The sequence below is a fragment of the Streptomyces sp. Q6 genome, assembly GCF_036967205.1.
In the GTDB taxonomy this organism is placed as follows: domain Bacteria; phylum Actinomycetota; class Actinomycetes; order Streptomycetales; family Streptomycetaceae; genus Streptomyces; species Streptomyces citrinus.
On record NZ_CP146022.1, the window covers coordinates 576,588 to 591,747 of the forward strand.

The following is a 15,160-nucleotide window of genomic DNA, read 5'->3' on the forward strand; positions in this document are numbered from 1 at the left end:
GATGCTGCTGTCGGCGACCCCTCCCGCGGGCGAACGCCCCGTCCAGGAACGGAGGCTGCTCACCGAGGCCGGGCGTCACCGCGCCCTGGTGCCACCGTCGGCGCACCCGAGGGCGAGCATCACCTGGCTGGGTCCGGCCGCCGCGAACCCGGCGCTCGCGTACCGGGTGACCGGTGACCCCGCGCACCTGGCGGAGGCGGAGCGGTTCATCGCGGCGGCGGTCCGGTTCCCGCACTGGGGCCGGGCCCACATGCCCGACCACGACCTGGACGCGGGCTGGCTGCTGCACGGCCTCTCCCTCGCCCACCACTGGCTCGGTGACGCCCTCTCCCCCGACCTGCGGGACCTGCTGCGCTACAAACTCCTCGTCCAGGGGCGGCGGTTGTACGACTTCGCGGTGGCGACGGAGGGCCGCTGGTGGTCGTCGTCGTACTGGCAGAACCACAATTGGATCTGTTACGCGGGGCTCGCCACCGCCGGGTACGTGCTGGGCCGCGAGGAGTGGACACAGCGGGCGAAGGACAACCTGGGCCGGGTCCTCGACCTGCTGCCCGCGGACGGCTCGCACGCCGAGGGGGTCGTGTACTGGCGGTACGGGGTGCCGTGGCTGGCCATCCACCTCGATCTGCTCCAGGAGTGCGAGGGCCTGGACTGGTGGGGGCGGGGCGGCTTCATGGAGCACACCTTCGACTTCCGGCTGCACCAGTCGGCGCCCGGGTTCGCGGAGCAGACGGGGCACGGGGACTGCCACGACCGGCGCAGCGGACACAGCACGGCGCTGTACCGCGGGCTCGCCGCGCGCTTCGGGATCGGTGAGGCACAGTGGCTCGCCGACCTCGTGGACCGTGAACTCCATGACGACGAGGCCGAGTTGAGCGGGGTGCGACCGGGGATCCGGGCCGAGGCGTATCTGGACCACCTCTGGTACGACCCGTCGGTGCCGGCGGTGCCCCCGTCGGCCACGCACGCGTACTTCCCCGATCTGGGGCTGCTCACGGCCCGGACCGGCTGGGACGACACGGCGACGTTCGTGTCGTTCAAGGCGGCGCCCGGCGGCGGTCACCAGGCGTGGGAGGCGTCGGCGAAACTCCGGGCCGAGCTGGGCTGGGAGACGCTCAACACCGGGCACCACCACCCGGACGCGGGGTCGTTCGTGCTCGCGTCGCAGGGCGCGTTCCTCGCCGTCGACGAGGGCTACAGCAACCGCAAGCGGGCCGCGCACCACAATCTGCTGCTCGTCGACGGGACGGGGTTCGCGGGCGAGGACCGCTACCACGTGTACGAGGATCTGCCGTACGAGCACCAGGCACGGATGCGGGACGTGCTCGCCGAGGGCGGCTGGGCGCACGGCACCGCCGAGATCGGCGCGATGTACCCGCCGGAGCTGGGCGTGCGGCGTCTGGAGCGGACCCTGGTGTGCACGCCGTCCGGGCGGCTCGTGCTGCTCGACGAGGGGCGGGCGGACGTGCCGCGCGCGTGGACGTTCCTGTTGCAGACGGACGCGCCGACGCGCGACGACGGGGACGGCCGGCTGATCGCCGCCGGGGACGCGCGGGCGTGGCTGCGTGTGCTGTCGCCCGGTGACCCCGTGGTCGCGTCGGACGTGGTCGAGGTGGCCGCCAACCCCACGTCCAGCACACCGGAGTTGAGCATCGGAACCACGCTGCACACCCTGCGGGTGACGACGCCGGAGCGCACGCGCGCCGCCCGTTTCCTGACCGTGATCGCGCCGGACGCGCCCGGCGCGCGAGAGATCCCCGGAGGCGTGGCCCTCGACGTCGCCGGGGGCACGGAGAGGGTGCTCCTGTCCCCGGTGGACCGTCGCATCGAGGCGCCCGGTGTCACGGCCGACGCGGCGGCCGTGCTGCTCGCGCCCGGACGCGAGCCGTACGTCGTGGCGGCCCGCCGCCTGGTGCTCGACGACGGTGCGGTCCGGGAGTGGGCCGAGCCCTTCACCGGGGCGGTGACCCGATGACGGCGGCCCTCACCCTCGGGGCGCGCGGCCGGCTGCTCGGGGTGCTCGAACGGATCGCCCAACCGGCCGCCGCGGGAGCCGCGTTCACCGTGCTCGCGCTCGGCGTGGTCACCTGGCTGCCCGCGCTGGCCGCCCTCGCGCACACCCTCCAGCGGTGGCGCTCCGACGGCGACAACCGGTCCTTCACCGGGGTGTTCGCCGCGTTCCCCCGGTACTGGCGCGCGCTGTGGCGGCAGGGGATCGTCGCCTCCGCCGCTGTCGCCGTGCTGGCCGTCAACTGCCTCTTCCTCAGCGGGCGTTCGAGCCCGTCCGCCTTCGTTCTCCTGTGCGCGCAGGCCGGTCTCGGTGCGGCACTCCTCGTGCACTGCACGGCCTTCGCGGCGCACGCGGGCCTCGCGCCCGACGAGCCGCCCGCGCGCTGGCACCGGCGGGCGCTGGCCCTGGCCTTCGCGTCGCCCGCGCGCGGCACCGCCCTGCTGGGCGCGGCCGTCTCCGCCGTCGTGTTCACCCTGCCCGTCCCGCTCGGTCCGCTGCTGTTCGGTCCGAGCGTGCCCGTCCTGCTCGCCCTGCACTTCGCCGCACCGCAACCAGAGAGGACCTCCTGATGTCCAGACGCATCCTGTTCGGCCTGGCTCTCGGCGCCTGCGCCGCGCTGGCCCTGCCCGCAGCGCCGGCCTCGGCCGCCTCCGCGTACTACGTCGGCCCGACCGGCAGCGACAGCAACGCCGGCACGTCGTCCGGCGCGCCGTTCGCCACGATCCAGCACGCGCTCGACGTGGCGCCGGAGGGCTCCACGGTCCACCTCGCCTCGGGCACCTACCTCCAGGACGTGGTGACACGCCGCGAGAACGTCACCCTGACCGGCCCCTCCAGCGCCGTCGTCAAGGGAGCGGGCAGCACCCGGATCGTGCAGGTGCAGCACGACGGCACGGTCCTCGACGGGTTCACCGTGGACGGTCTGTTCGGCTCGTCGAGCAGCGTGGCCGGATACCGCTCGAAGCTGGTCTACGTGATGAGCACGACCCCCGGCAACGGCGTCAACGCACTCACGATCACGAACATGCGGCTCAAGAACGCCGCCGACGAATGCCTGCGGCTGCGCTACCTCGTCACCGGCGCCGACGTGTCGGGCAACACCATCAGCGACTGCGGTGTCGCCGACTTCAAGTTCGGCGGCGGCGGCAAGAACGGCGAGGGCATCTACCTCGGGACGGCGCCCGAACAGCAAGGGGCCAACGGCGCGCCCGACGCGGCGGCGGACGTCAGCAGGAACAACCGCATCCACCACAACACGATCGCCACGCGCGGCAACGAATGCGTCGACCTCAAGGAGAACTCCACCAACAACTACGTGGAGTACAACGACTGTTCGCAGCAGCGCGACCCCAGCTCGGGCGGGCTCGACGCGCGCGGCAGCGGCAACATCCTGCGCTACAACACCGTCCACGACAACGCGGGCGCGGGCGTGCGGCTCGGCGGTGACACCGCCACCGACGGCACGGACACGAGCGTGTACGGCAACACGATCACCGGCAACGCGAGCGGCGGCGTCAAGGTCATGCGCACCCCGCAGGGCCCGGTGTGCAGCAACACCATGAGCGGGAACACGGGCGGCGACGCGGTCGGCACGTACGGCGCCGACTACGACCCCACCGCCCCCTGCTCCGCGAGCGCCGGGGCCGCGTCGTGACCACCACCCGCCGCGCCGTCCTCGCGGGCACCGGCGCCGCGCTCACCGCGCTCGCCCTGCCGACACAACTGCTCGGTCCCGCGCACGCCGCGGACGGCGACCCCATCGCCGCGCTGCGGGCGCGGTGGCACACGCTGCTCACCGGCGGCCCCGGCCTCGACACGTCCGAACCGCGGATCGCCGCCGCGATCGCCCGGATCGACCGGGCCGCGGCGAGCGCCCTGACGGGCCTCGACCCGACGCGCGCCGACGGCCTGTGGCCCGACCTGACGAGCACGTCCGTGTCGAACCACGTCACCACGTCGTTCAAGCGGCTCTCGACCGCCGCCACCGCGTGGGCCGTGCCGGGCACGACGCGGTACCGCGACCCGGACCTCGCGGAGCTGCTCGCGCGCGGCGTCGACTGGATGCTGGAGCACCGCTACGGGCCCGGCCAGGTCCGCTTCGACAACGACTGGGACTGGGAGATCGGCTCCGCCCTGGCCCTGAACGACACGGCCGTCCTGCTGTACGACGCGCTCGGCGCGGACCGGCTGACGCGGATCACCGACGCCGTACGTCACTACACGCCCGATCCGAACCTGTGGCGGGCGGACCGGCAGATCGCGACCGGCGCCAACCGTGTCTGGATCTGCACGGTCGTCGCGGTCAACGCGGTGCTGCGGGGCGCGGACGCGGACCTCGCGCGGGTGCGTGACGCCCTGTCGGACGTGGAGGGCGGCGGCGCGAACAGCGTGCTCGCCTTCCAGGACGAGGGGAGCGGCACGGGTGAGGGCTTCTACTCCGACGGCTCGTTCCTCCAGCACTACAAGCACCCGTACAACGGGGGCTACGGCAAGGAGCTGCTCGGCAATCTGTCCCGGCTGCTGAACCTGTTCGCCGGCACCGACTGGGAGCTGACCGACCCGGACGTCGCCCATGTACGGCAATGGGTGACGGACGGCTTCGAGCCGCTCATCGCCCGCGGTGACATGCAGGCGGGGGTCTGCGGCCGGGAGATCGCCCGCTCCAGCAAGCAGGGCCATGTCGCGGCTCAGACGGTGATCGAGGCGGTCCTGCGGCTCCTGCCCGGTCTGACCGGCGCCGACGCCGACGCCGACCGGTTCGCCGCGCTCGTCAAGCAGTGGATCACCGAGGACACGTACCGTGCCTTCCTCGACGTGACCGACCTCGCCTCGCTGGTGGCCGCCCAGCGGCTCCTCGCGTCCGGCACGAGACCACGCGGAACTCTCGTGACGCATCGTCAGTTCCCGCGCATGGACAAGGCGATGCACCATCGGCCCGCCTTCACGCTCGGCATCTGCGCCTACTCGACCCGCATCTACAACTACGAGTCCATCCAGAACGAGAACCTGCACGGCTGGCACCTCTCCGACGGCATGGTGCTCCTCCACGACGCGGACCTCGGGCACTACAGCGAGGACTACTGGCCGACCGTGGACCCGCTGCGCCTGGCCGGTACCACGGTCCTCGCCCGGCGTCCCGCCGACGCCGCGGGGCAGCGCACCACGAGCGCCGCGGACTGGGCGGGCGGCGCGGCACTGCCCGGCACGACGCTCGGCGCCTACGGGCAGGACCTGCGGGCGTTCGGAAGTTCGCTGCGGGCCCTCAAGAGCTGGTTCTGCCTGGACGACGTGATCGTGCACGTCGGTTCGGGCATCACGGCCGACACGGGACCGATCGAGACGGTCGTCGACAACCGCAAACTCCGTGACGTGGCAGCCGAGTTGACCGTCGACGGGGTGCGCGCACCCGCGGATGCCGGGTGGTCCGCCGCGTACGACGGCGTGCGCAGTGTGCATCTGGCCGGCACCGGCGGGTATGTCTTCCCGCGCCCGACCGCGCTGCGCGCCCTGCGCGAGCAGCGCACCGCCCGCTGGCGTGACATCAACATCAAGTACGGCACGGACACACCGGTCACCCGCCCCTATCTGACCCTGTGGCAGGACCACGGCACCGCCCCGACCGGGGCGGGCTACTGCTGGCTGCAACTGCCCGGCGCCTCCGCCGACCGCACCCGGCGCCACGCGCTGGCCCCGCCCGTGCGGCCCGTCGCCGAGTCGACGGCCGTGCACGCGGTGCGGCGCGCGGCGGACGGCCTGCTGGCCGCCAACTTCTGGGCGGCGGGCCGGGCAGCTGAACTGGCCGCCGACGGGCCCGCGTCGGTCGTGGTCCGCCCGCGCGACGGGCTCGTGGACGTGGCGGTGAGCGATCCGACGCAGCTGCGCGAGCGGATCGTGCTCGACCTGGAACTGCGCGGCCTGAGCGTGGAGCGGGCCGACAGCGGGGTCGCCGTCTCCCGTACCTCGGCCGGCACCCGGATCACCGTCGACACCGCGGGCCGCCGCGGCGCGACGCTCGCGCTGACCCTGAGGAGGAGCTGACCGTGCTGTTCGACATGCCGCTCGACCGGCTGCGGGAGTACCGGCCGGAGCCGGAGGAGCCCGCCGACTTCGACGCGTTCTGGCGCAAGACGCTCGACGACACCGCCCGGCACCCCGTGGACGCCCGCTTCGTGCCGTACGCGACGGGTCTCACGACCGTCGACGTGTTCGACGTGACGTTCAACGGCTGGGGCGGGCAGCCCGTGAAGGCGTGGCTGCTGCTGCCGCGCGAGCGCTCCGGTCCGCTGCCCGCGGTCGTGCAGTACATCGGCTACAACGGCGGCCGCGGCATCCCGTACTCCTGGCTGACCTGGAGCGCGCTCGGCCACGCCCATCTGGTGATGGACAACCGGGGTCAGGGCGGCGGCGGCAAGAACACCGCCGACACGCCGGATCTGGCGCCCGAGGGGCACGGCTCGTCGTCGCCCGGGTTCCTCACGCGCGGCATCGAGGACCCGCACCGTCACTACTACCGGCGGCTGATCACCGACGCCGTGCGGGCCGTGGACGCGGTGCGCGCGCACGACGCGGTCGATCCGGCACGCGTCGCCGTGCTCGGCGGCAGCCAGGGCGGCGGTCTCGCGCTCGCGGTGGCGGGGCTGCGCGACGACGTGGCGGCGACCGTCGCCGACGTGCCGTTCCTGTGCCACTTCCGGCGGGCCTCGCAGATCACGGACGCGGGACCGTACGCGGAGATCGCCCGGTTCCTGTCCGGGCACCGCTTCGGCATCGAGCGGGCGATGGAGACGCTGTCGTACGTCGACGCGGTCAACTTCGCGGCGCGCGCGACGAGTCCGGCGTGGTTCTCGGTCGGCCTGATGGACAAGGTGTGCCCGTCGTCGACCGTGTTCGCCGCCTACCACCGCTATGCCGGGCCCGCCGAGATCGAGGTGTTCCCGTACAACGGGCACGAGGGCGGTGCCGAGTACGACCTGCCGCGCAAGATAGCCGCGCTGCGGGGCGTGTTCGGCACCTGAGGCGGCCCACGGGGGCGGGGTCAGTGGCCGAGCACCGCCATCGCGGCGTTGTGTCCGGGAATGCCGCTGACCCCGCCGCCGCGCACGGCGCCCGCCCCGCACAGCAGCACGTTCGGGTGCGCCGTCTCCACGCCCCACCGGCCGGTGCCCTCCTGGGCGTACGGGAAGGAGAGCTCCCGGTGGAAGATGTTGCCGCCGGGCAGCCGCAGGTCCCGCTCCAGGTCGAGCGGGGTCTTCGCCTCGATGCAGGGGCGCCCGTCGGCGTCCTGGGCCAGGCAGTCCTCGATAGGTTCGGCGAGGTGGGTGTTCAGCTGGGCGAGGGTGGCCTTCAGGAGGTCGGCGCGGGCCCGGTCGTGGTCGGCGGTGAACAGCCGCGCCGGGGTGTGCAGGCCGAAGAGGGTCAGGGTCTGGTAGCCGCGCTCGACGAGATCGGGGGCGAGGATGGTGGGGTCCGTGAGGCTGTGGCAGTAGATCTCGCTGGGCGGCACGCTCGGCAGGGTCCCGGCGGCCGCTTCGGCGTACGCGGTCGCCAACTCCCCGTACCCTTCGGCGACATGGAAGGTTGCGGCGAACGCCTCGCGCGGGTCGACGGAGGTGTCCTTGAGGCGGGGCAGCCGCTCCAGGAGCATGTTGACCTTGAGCTGTGCGCCCTCGGCGGGGGTGGGCGGTACGTCGCCGAGGAGCCGAGCGAGTTCCTCCGGAGAGGCGTTCACGAGAACGTGCGCGGCAGCGACGGTGCCTTCGCCGGCGTCGCCGCGGTACGAGACCTCCGCGGCGCGGCCGTCGGTCTCGATCCCGGTCACCTCGTGGCCGGTGATCAGGTGCGCGCCGGCGGCGCGGGCCGCGGCGGCGAGGGCGTCGGTGAGCGCGCCCATGCCGCCGACGGGCACGTCCCAGTCGCCGGTTCCGTTGCCGATGACGTGGTAGAGGAAGCAGCGGTTCTGGGCGAGCGTCGGGTCGTGGGCGTCGGCGAAGGTACCGATGAGCGCGTCGGTGAGGACGACGCCGCGCACCAGGTCGTCGGTGAAGCGCTCCTCGATGCCGACGCCGATGGGCTGCTCGAACAGGAGCCGCCACGCCGCGTCGTCGCCGACGCGTTCGCGCAGCGCGTCGCGCGTCGGCAGCGGTTCGGTGAGCGTGGGGAAGACACGCTCGGCGACCTGGCGCGTCGTCCCGTAGAACCGGTCCCACGCCGCGTACTCGCGCTCGCCGCCGGTGAGCCGGGCGAAGGCCTCGCGGGTGCGGGCGCGGCCGCCCCCGACGAGCAGTCCGGTGGCCCGTCCGTCGCGGACGGTGGGGGTGTACGAGGACACGGTGCGGGTGCGGGTCGCGAAGCGCAGCTCCAGGTCCCGCACGATCTTCTTCGGCAGCAGGCTGACCAGGTAGGAGTACCGGGAGAGGCGGGCGTCCACGCCGGGGAACGGGCGGGTGGAGACGGCGGCCCCGCCGGTCGCGCCGAGGCGTTCGAGCACCGCGACCGTGCGTCCGGCGCGGGCGAGGTAGGCGGCGGCGACCAGGCCGTTGTGGCCACCGCCGACGATGACGGTGTCGTACCGGTCGAGGTGATCGTGTGCGGGCATGGCTCTTGGTAGCACGGGTGGCGGGGGTGGGCCCAGGGGTCGGGCGGCCCTGAGCGGTATGGGTGGTTCCGGGTGACGTGGCCGATGTGCGCGGCTAGGGTCCCGTTCCAAGATCCCGCAGCGCAGCGACGACCAGGGGGCGACCCGGCATGAGCGGCAAGGACAGTGGCACGTACGAAGGGTTCTCGGCCGACGAACGGGCCGCGATGAAGGAGCACGCCCAGGAGCAGAAGAAGGCGGCGCGGCGCACGTCCAAGGCGGACAAGGAGGCGGAGGCGCTGCGCGACGTGCTGGCGAAGATCGCCGAGATGCAGGACTCCGACCGGGTCATGGCCGAGCGGGTGCACGCCGTCGTCACGGCCGCGGCTCCGTCGCTCGCTCCGAAGCTCTGGTACGGGATGCCCGCGTACGCCGCGGACGGCAAGGTCGTCTGCTTCTTCCAGAGCGCGGAGAAGTTCAAGGCGCGCTACGCGACGCTCGGGTTCAGCGATCTGGCACAGCTGGACGAGGGGACGATGTGGCCGGCGGCGTTCGCGCTGACCGAGGTGACGGCCGATGTGGAGAAGCAGATCGGGGAGCTGGTCAAGCGCGCGGTCGGCTGACGCCCGGACCCTGTCCCTGGGGTCGGGGACCGGCTGTCAGCCCCGCCGGCGCAGTGCGGAGACGCGGCGGTACAGCTCGGCCGCTTCCGTACCGCGGCCGAGCTGTTCGAGGCAGTGCGCCTCGTCGTTCCGGCTCGCGAGGGTGTCGGGGTGGGTCTCGCCCAGGACCCGCTCGCGGGCCGCGGCGACCCCGCGGTACTCGGTGAGGGCGTCCGGCCAGCGGCCGAGCCAGCCGAGGGCGACGGCGACCTCACGGTGGCTGATCAGGGTGTCGACGTGGTCGGGGCCGAGCATCCGCTCGCGCAGCGCGCAGACGTCGCGGGCCTCCGCGAGTGCCTCCTCCCAGCGGGCCATGCGGCCGAGGTTGACGCCGAGGCCGTGCCGGGCGCGCAGGGTCTCCGGGTGCTGGGGGCCGCTGACCCGGGTGCGGTCGTCGATGAGGTCGCGGTAGAGGGTGAGCGCCTCGGCGCTGCGGCCGAGCCGGCCGAGGCTGATGCCCACCTCGTAGCGGGCGGCGAGAGTGTCGGGGTGGTCGGGGCCGAGCGCCTGCGCACGTGCTCCCGCCACATCGCGGTAGATCCGCAGCGCCTCCTCCCAGCGCCCCAACTGGCCCAGCGTGTAACCGACTTCGCAGCGGGTGACCAGCGTGTCGGGGTGCTCGGGGCCGAGGACCCTGGCCCGCGCCTCGGCGACCTCGCCCGCCATCCGGTACGAGTCCTCCAGGCGGCCCAGGCGGCTGAGATTGAAGGCGAGATTGTGGCGGCAGCGCAGGGTGTCGGGGTGGTCGGGCCCCATGGCGCGCTCCCGGGCGGCGAGGACGGCCGTGTACATCTGGTGGGCCTCGAAGTGGCGGCCCACCTTCCCCAGTACGTAGGCGACTTCCTGGCGGGCGCCGAGGGTCTCGGGGTGCTCGGCGCCGAGGACGCGCTCGCGGCCCTCGACGACGCGCCGGTACTCGCGCAGCGCGTCGGCGGCGCGGCCGGTGCGGCTGAGGGTGAAGGCGACCTCGTAGCGGCTGGCGAGGGTGTCGGGGTGGTCGGGGCCGAGCGCGTGCTCCCGTTCGGCGGCGACCGCGCGGTGCACCTCGCCGGCCTCGGCCCAGCGGCCGAGCCGGCCGAGGCTGAGCCCGGCGTTGTGCCGGGAGACGAGGGTGGCGAGCAGCTCCGGCGCGGGCGTGGGGCGTCGCACGGCGTCCGGGGTGTGACGGGAGTGCGCGGACTGGGGCGCGGGACCCATTCCCGGGCCAGGCCCGCGGCGCCGTCGGGCGGGGTGCCGCGCAGGCCCGCGTCGCCGGTGGCCTTGTGCCCGGTGGTCATGCCGCGCGTCCACGACGGCAGCCGGGGTTCGCCCGGGGCCGACGGTTCGCGGACCACCTGGGTGCCGCTGCGCGGCTCGACCCGCGGGGCGCGCACGGTGGGCACGTAGGCCGCCCCGCCGGCCCGGCCCGCGGCGAGCCTGCGGCTCAACTCCCGTGCATCGCGCGGCCGTTCCTCGGGTTCCTTGGCGAGCAGTTCGCGGATGATCAGGTCGACGTACGCGGGCAGGTCGGGGCGCAGGCCGCGGGGCGGCTCGGGCACGGTGTCCCGGTGCCCGACGAGCACGGCCCAGGCGTCGGCGAGGTCGAACGGCGGTGCGCCGGTGGCGATCTCGTACAGGACGCAGCCGAGCGAGTAGAGGTCGCTGCGCTGGTCGACGTGGGTGCCGCCGATCTGCTCGGGCGACATGTAGTGCGGGGTGCCCATGGCGATGCCGGTGCCGGTGAGGCGGGAGGTGAAGCCGATGTCGTGGCCGAGGCGGGCGATGCCGAAGTCGCAGATCTTGGCCGTGCCGTCGGTCAGGCGCACGATGTTCGCGGGCTTCAGGTCCCGGTGCACGATGCCCTGTTCATGGGTGTAGGCGAGGGCCGAGGCGACCTGCTCGGCCAGGTCGACGATGCCGTCGACGGGCAGCGGGTGGTGCCGGTTGTCCTCCAGGAGCTGGCTGAGGTTACGGCCCTCCAGGAGTTCCATCACCAGGTAGAGGATGCCTTCGTACTCGCCGAAGTCGTGGACGACGGTGATGCCGCGGTGCTGGAGCGCGGCGGCGACACGGGCCTCTCTGCGGAAGCGCTCGCGCAGGACGCGGGTGAAGGACTGGTCGCGCTGCGGCCCGAGCGGCTTGAGGCATTTGACGGCGACGTGCCGCCCCAGCGACTCGTCGCGGGCGCGCCACACCTCGCCCATGCCGCCGCGACCGATCAGATCGAGCAGCCGGTACCGCCCGTGGATCAGCCTGATGTCCCGTGTGTCCCCCGACTCCGGCATGTCCCGCTGTCGCCCCCGTCGCCTAGCCGCTGCGCCCCTCCGACTCGTCCAGTATGGCTACCCGTCCGCCGACTTTGTACGGGGCCGGGCGGGTGTCGGCACCGAGTCTCCGCATCGCCCGGAGGATGTGTTTCGGCGGGAGTTGCCAGCGCACACGGTCGGGAACGGCGCGCAGGGCGGTGCCGGTGGCGCGCAGGCGGCGGGTGACCACGGCCGGGGCGGGAGCGGGCCTGCCGTACAGGTCGTGGGCGTACGGCGGCAGAGCGGCGTACGCGAGGCCGGCGACGCGCCGCCACACTGCCGCGCGCGCCGGGACGAGGAGCGGGTGGGCGGGCGGTCGGCGCAGGAAGTCGTCGACCTCGCGGGCCTCGGGCCCCGCGGCGAGTTCGGGCCGTACCGCAGCGAAGTAGGCCGCCAGTTCGGCCTGGGTGCCGGGGACTTCGGCGGGGTCGAGGCCGACGAGGCGGGCGCTGGTGCGGTGTTCGGCGATGTACCGGTCGGCCTGCGGTTCGGTGAGCCGGAAGCCGGAGCGGCGGGCGACGTGCAGGTAGGAGTCGATCTCGGCGCAGTGCACCCACAGCAGCAGCTCGGGCTCGTCGACGCCGTACCGCTCCCCCGTGTCCGGGTCGGTGGCGAAGAGATGGCTGTGGATCTTGCGGACGCGGGCGCCCGCCTTCTCGGCGGCCTCCGTGGTGCCGTACGTCGTCGTGCCGACGAAGCTCGCGGTGCGCAGCAGGCGGCCCCAGGCGTCGCGCCGGAAGTCGGAGTTCTGTGTGACACCGCGGACGGCGCGCGGGTGCAGCGCCTGGAGGTACAGGGCGCGTACACCCGCGATCCACATCATGGGGTCGGCGTGCATCTGCCAGGTCACCGAGTCGGGGCCGAAGAGTCCCGGGTCCGCGTCGCGCATGCGGCACCTCCTGGTCGCGGGGAACGTACTCGTACCGTACGGGCCCCGGCCGGTCCCGGGGTCAGCTCAGGACGACCAGGATCGCGAGGGCCCCGAGCAGCGAGTCGACGCGGTCGAGGAGGCCGCCCGAGCCGGGGAGCCAGCTCCCCGCGTCCTTGACCCGGGCGCCTCGTTTGATCATCGACTCGACGAGGTCCCCGGCCGGGCCGCCGACCGCCACGGCCAGTGCCGCCGGCCAGCTCGCCGCGGACAGCAGCACGAGGACGCCGACGCCCGCCGCGGCGCCCGCGACGGTGCCGCTCCACCGCTTGGCCGGTGACAGCGGCGACAGGCGGGGCCCGCCGAGGCGCCGCCCGGCGAAGTACGCCGTGATGTCGGCGACGGAGACCGCCACGAACACGGCGAGGGCGCTCGCCCCGAGCGGTACCAGCGCGGCGAGGACGCTCAGCCAGGCGAGGCCGAGGAGTCCCGCGCCGAGCCGGCGCAGGCCGCCGTCGGCGTCCCCGGCGGCGAGCGGTACGGCGGCCACGGCGAGCGCTCCGATCACGAGCACCCGCGGTACCTCCGAAGGAGCCAGCCAGGCGGCGAGTACGACGCCGGTCACCGCCGCCGCGAGCACCGCCCGGTCGGCGCGGCCGAGTCGCAGCAGCCCGCCGTACTCGACGGCCGCGATCACCCCGGCCGTGACGGCGAGGGCCGCGGCTCCGGGGCGGCCCAGCCAGAACGCCCCGGTGATCAGGGGCACGCCGACCGCCCAGGCGCACCAGCGGACCGCCAGCTCGCGCCGCCGGGACGCGGCGACGGCGACTCCGCTCAGGCCCAGCGCACCACCGAGCCAGGGCGCCAGCGCGGCCACCGTCGTCATCGGGTGGATCCGGTGAGCGCGGCCGGGCTCGCCACCCGGGGCCACAGGGGCTGGAGTTCGTCGAGGGCGGCCTGGCAGGCGGTGACGATGCGGGCGTTCTCGGCGCTGCCCTTGACCGCGATCCGTACCGTGCGCCCCTCGTACCGGGCGGACAGGGGCGACAGGTCGCGCAGGTGGACGTCGTGGCGGCGGCACTCGGCCACGAGTTGCGCGGCGCTCGGGCCGCCGGCCGGGAGCGTCACGTTGAGGAAGTTCGCGACGCCCTCCTCGACGGTCCAGGTCGCCTCCAACTCCCGCAGATCGGATGCCAGTTGCGCGCGCAGCAGGTGGGTGTGGCGCCAGCGGTCGGCGTAGTACGCGGGGTCGCGCAGGGCGGCGACGGCGGCCAGCTGGGCGGGGAGGCTGACCGGCCAGGGCGGGGTCCACGTGCGCAGCCGGGCGGCGGTGACGGGTTCGGCGACCAGGTAGGCGGCGCGCATGCCGGAGAGCGCGTACATCTTGGACAGGGAGCTGCACACGACGACGCGCGGCGCGGTCGCGGCGAGCCCGGCGAGGGACTCGGCCGGGTCGACGTAGCCGAGGTAGGCCTCGTCGATCCACCAGCGGGTGCGTTCCGGGGCGGCGGCGATCACCGCGCACAGGTCGGCGGCGGGCAGATGACGGCCGGTCGGGTTGTTCGGGTTGACCACCACGACGAGGTCGTACCGTCCGGCGGCGACCGTGGCGGCGAGCCGCTCGGTGTCGATCCGCCAGCCGTCCTCGCGGCGCAGCCGGAACCGGTCCACCCGGCAGCCGATCACCCGCTCGGTGACATGGGCGTACTCGCCGTATCCGGGGTCCATGAGCAGGACCCGGCTCTCGGGGGTCAGCCACTGGCCGAACGCCCGGAAGATCAGGTCGGAGGAGCCCGCGCCGACGCAGAGCGCCTCCTGGGGCAGTCCCCGTACGGCGGCGATCTCGGCGACGAGTCCTTCGGCGCCGGTCGGCGGTGAGGTCCTCGCCGCCCAGCCCGGGTCGTCCGTGAGCGCGGCGCGCACGTCGGGGGCGGGCGGGAACCAGGCGTCGAGGACGTCGGCGGCCACGATCCGGTGGCGGCGCTGGAGGGTGCGGAAGTCGGGTCCGATGGCGGTGAAGGAGGCGCCGCCGTGCTCGCAGCCGTCCGCGCGGGGCGCGAAGGGCATGTCGAGGCGCCAGTCGACGGCCGCGCGCAGGCGTTCCAGTGTGGCGCGGTGCCGCTCCATCACGTCGAGGGTCAGCTCGGTGACGTCGCCGGTGAGGACCTCGAAGGTGAGGGCGCCGCTGCGCACGGTGTGGCCGGCCGGGCGCAGGCCCGCGGCGACGTACATGGCGAGCAGGTCGCTGCGTCCCATCGCCACGACGCGGCGGCCGCCCCGGGAGGCGATCCAGCGCAGGGCCGCGTACATCAGGAGCGGTGCCGCGGCGGTGGACCGCCAGCGGGGCTCGACGGTGAGGATGCGCACCTCGAACAGGTCGGGGTCGGCGAGCAGCGGCAGGGCGTCGCGGGTGAGGTACTTGTCGAGCCCGTAGCGTCCCGCCCAGGGCGGGGTCAGGCTGACGAAGCCGACGCGGTGCGTCCCGTGCGCCGCGACGAGATAGACGTTGTCGCCGTCGAGTCCGTCGCTCAGCCGGCCTGCCGCGTTCGGCGCGTGCTGGCCCAACTCCCGCGCGTACACCCGGTGGCGCAGTTCATGGATCCAGTCCAGATCCTCCGGGGTGGCGGCGCGCAGGTGCAGGTGTCGGCCCATGAGTGGGTTCCTCTTTCGACTCGGGGCGGGGCGCGTGGGGGGCCGTCCCATCGTCGGGAACCGCGGGAGCGCACGTGAGGGTCGACACACACAGGGCGCCTGAGTACG

Annotated in this window: 10 protein-coding genes and 1 pseudogene; 6 read left to right on the top strand and 5 right to left on the bottom strand. The window is 74.0% G+C overall.

Translation table 11 applies throughout. The features are described 5' to 3' along the window. Position 1 precedes the first annotated feature (1 nt). Genes V2W30_RS02840 through V2W30_RS02860 form a run of 5 tightly spaced genes read left to right on the top strand, consistent with a single transcriptional unit; the run spans position 2 to position 7,026 of the window. The gene (locus V2W30_RS02840; protein WP_338693370.1) at positions 2-1,975 is read left to right on the top strand and encodes a hypothetical protein; all 1,974 of its coding nucleotides are present in this window, start codon (positions 2-4) and stop codon (positions 1,973-1,975) included. After that, positions 1,972-2,580: a DUF624 domain-containing protein gene (locus V2W30_RS02845; protein ID WP_338693372.1), complete on the top strand. Its 609-nt coding sequence runs from the start codon at positions 1,972-1,974 to the stop codon at positions 2,578-2,580. Before V2W30_RS02840 ends, V2W30_RS02845 begins: the two co-directional genes overlap by 4 nt. Beyond that, positions 2,580-3,665 carry a right-handed parallel beta-helix repeat-containing protein gene (locus V2W30_RS02850; protein ID WP_338693374.1) on the top strand — a complete coding sequence of 362 codons (1,086 nt, stop codon included), beginning with the start codon at positions 2,580-2,582 and terminating at the stop codon, positions 3,663-3,665. The genes V2W30_RS02845 and V2W30_RS02850 overlap by 1 nt, the downstream gene beginning before the upstream one ends. Beyond that, the gene (locus tag V2W30_RS02855) at positions 3,662-6,049 is read left to right on the top strand and encodes a polysaccharide lyase 8 family protein (protein ID WP_338693376.1); all 2,388 of its coding nucleotides are present in this window, start codon (positions 3,662-3,664) and stop codon (positions 6,047-6,049) included. The genes V2W30_RS02850 and V2W30_RS02855 overlap by 4 nt, the downstream gene beginning before the upstream one ends. Positions 6,050-6,051: 2 nt before the next feature. Further along, positions 6,052-7,026, top strand: a complete 975-nt coding sequence (locus V2W30_RS02860; protein ID WP_338693378.1) for an acetylxylan esterase — start codon at positions 6,052-6,054, stop codon at positions 7,024-7,026. A 20-nt stretch (positions 7,027-7,046) separates the two neighbouring features. Here V2W30_RS02860 and V2W30_RS02865 read toward each other — a convergent pair whose 3' ends face one another. Continuing rightward, on the bottom strand, positions 7,047-8,606 hold the full coding sequence (locus tag V2W30_RS02865) for an NAD(P)/FAD-dependent oxidoreductase (RefSeq protein ID WP_338693380.1): 1,560 nt from the start codon (positions 8,604-8,606) through the stop codon (positions 7,047-7,049). A gap of 149 nt (positions 8,607-8,755) precedes the next feature. Here V2W30_RS02865 and V2W30_RS02870 point away from each other — a divergent pair, with 149 nt between their 5' ends. Beyond that, positions 8,756-9,208 carry a DUF1801 domain-containing protein gene (locus V2W30_RS02870; protein ID WP_338693383.1) on the top strand — a complete coding sequence of 151 codons (453 nt, stop codon included), beginning with the start codon at positions 8,756-8,758 and terminating at the stop codon, positions 9,206-9,208. Positions 9,209-9,244: 36 nt separating this feature from the next. On the opposite strand, the pseudogene V2W30_RS02875 reads toward V2W30_RS02870, so the two are convergent. From V2W30_RS02875 to V2W30_RS02890, 4 genes and pseudogenes are all read right to left on the bottom strand, one after another. Further along, a pseudogene (locus V2W30_RS02875) lies at positions 9,245-11,511 on the bottom strand (tetratricopeptide repeat protein). A gap of 22 nt (positions 11,512-11,533) precedes the next feature. Further along, positions 11,534-12,421 carry an oxygenase MpaB family protein gene (locus tag V2W30_RS02880; protein WP_338693385.1) on the bottom strand — a complete coding sequence of 296 codons (888 nt, stop codon included), beginning with the start codon at positions 12,419-12,421 and terminating at the stop codon, positions 11,534-11,536. Between the two features lie 61 nt (positions 12,422-12,482). Next, positions 12,483-13,286 carry a phosphatidate cytidylyltransferase gene (locus tag V2W30_RS02885; RefSeq protein ID WP_338693386.1) on the bottom strand — a complete coding sequence of 268 codons (804 nt, stop codon included), beginning with the start codon at positions 13,284-13,286 and terminating at the stop codon, positions 12,483-12,485. Next, a complete protein-coding gene (locus V2W30_RS02890; protein WP_338693388.1) occupies positions 13,283-15,052 on the bottom strand; it encodes a histidinol-phosphate aminotransferase family protein in 1,770 nt (589 codons plus the stop codon). Before V2W30_RS02890 ends, V2W30_RS02885 begins: the two co-directional genes overlap by 4 nt. Positions 15,053-15,160: the final 108 nt, after the last annotated feature.

What these genes read in the sequence shown, in the direction of transcription:
- V2W30_RS02840 (WP_338693370.1), top strand. Translation starts at nt 2, where the DNA reads ATGCTGCTGTCGGCGACCCCTCCCGCGGGCGAACGCCCCGTCCAGGAA.
- V2W30_RS02845 (WP_338693372.1), top strand. Translation starts at nt 1,972, where the DNA reads ATGACGGCGGCCCTCACCCTCGGGGCGCGCGGCCGGCTGCTCGGGGTG.
- V2W30_RS02850 (WP_338693374.1), top strand. Translation starts at nt 2,580, where the DNA reads ATGTCCAGACGCATCCTGTTCGGCCTGGCTCTCGGCGCCTGCGCCGCG.
- V2W30_RS02865 (WP_338693380.1), bottom strand. Translation starts at nt 8,606, where the DNA reads ATGCCCGCACACGATCACCTCGACCGGTACGACACCGTCATCGTCGGC.
- V2W30_RS02870 (WP_338693383.1), top strand. Translation starts at nt 8,756, where the DNA reads ATGAGCGGCAAGGACAGTGGCACGTACGAAGGGTTCTCGGCCGACGAA.
- V2W30_RS02880 (WP_338693385.1), bottom strand. Translation starts at nt 12,421, where the DNA reads ATGCGCGACGCGGACCCGGGACTCTTCGGCCCCGACTCGGTGACCTGG.
- V2W30_RS02885 (WP_338693386.1), bottom strand. Translation starts at nt 13,286, where the DNA reads ATGACGACGGTGGCCGCGCTGGCGCCCTGGCTCGGTGGTGCGCTGGGC.
- V2W30_RS02890 (WP_338693388.1), bottom strand. Translation starts at nt 15,052, where the DNA reads ATGGGCCGACACCTGCACCTGCGCGCCGCCACCCCGGAGGATCTGGAC.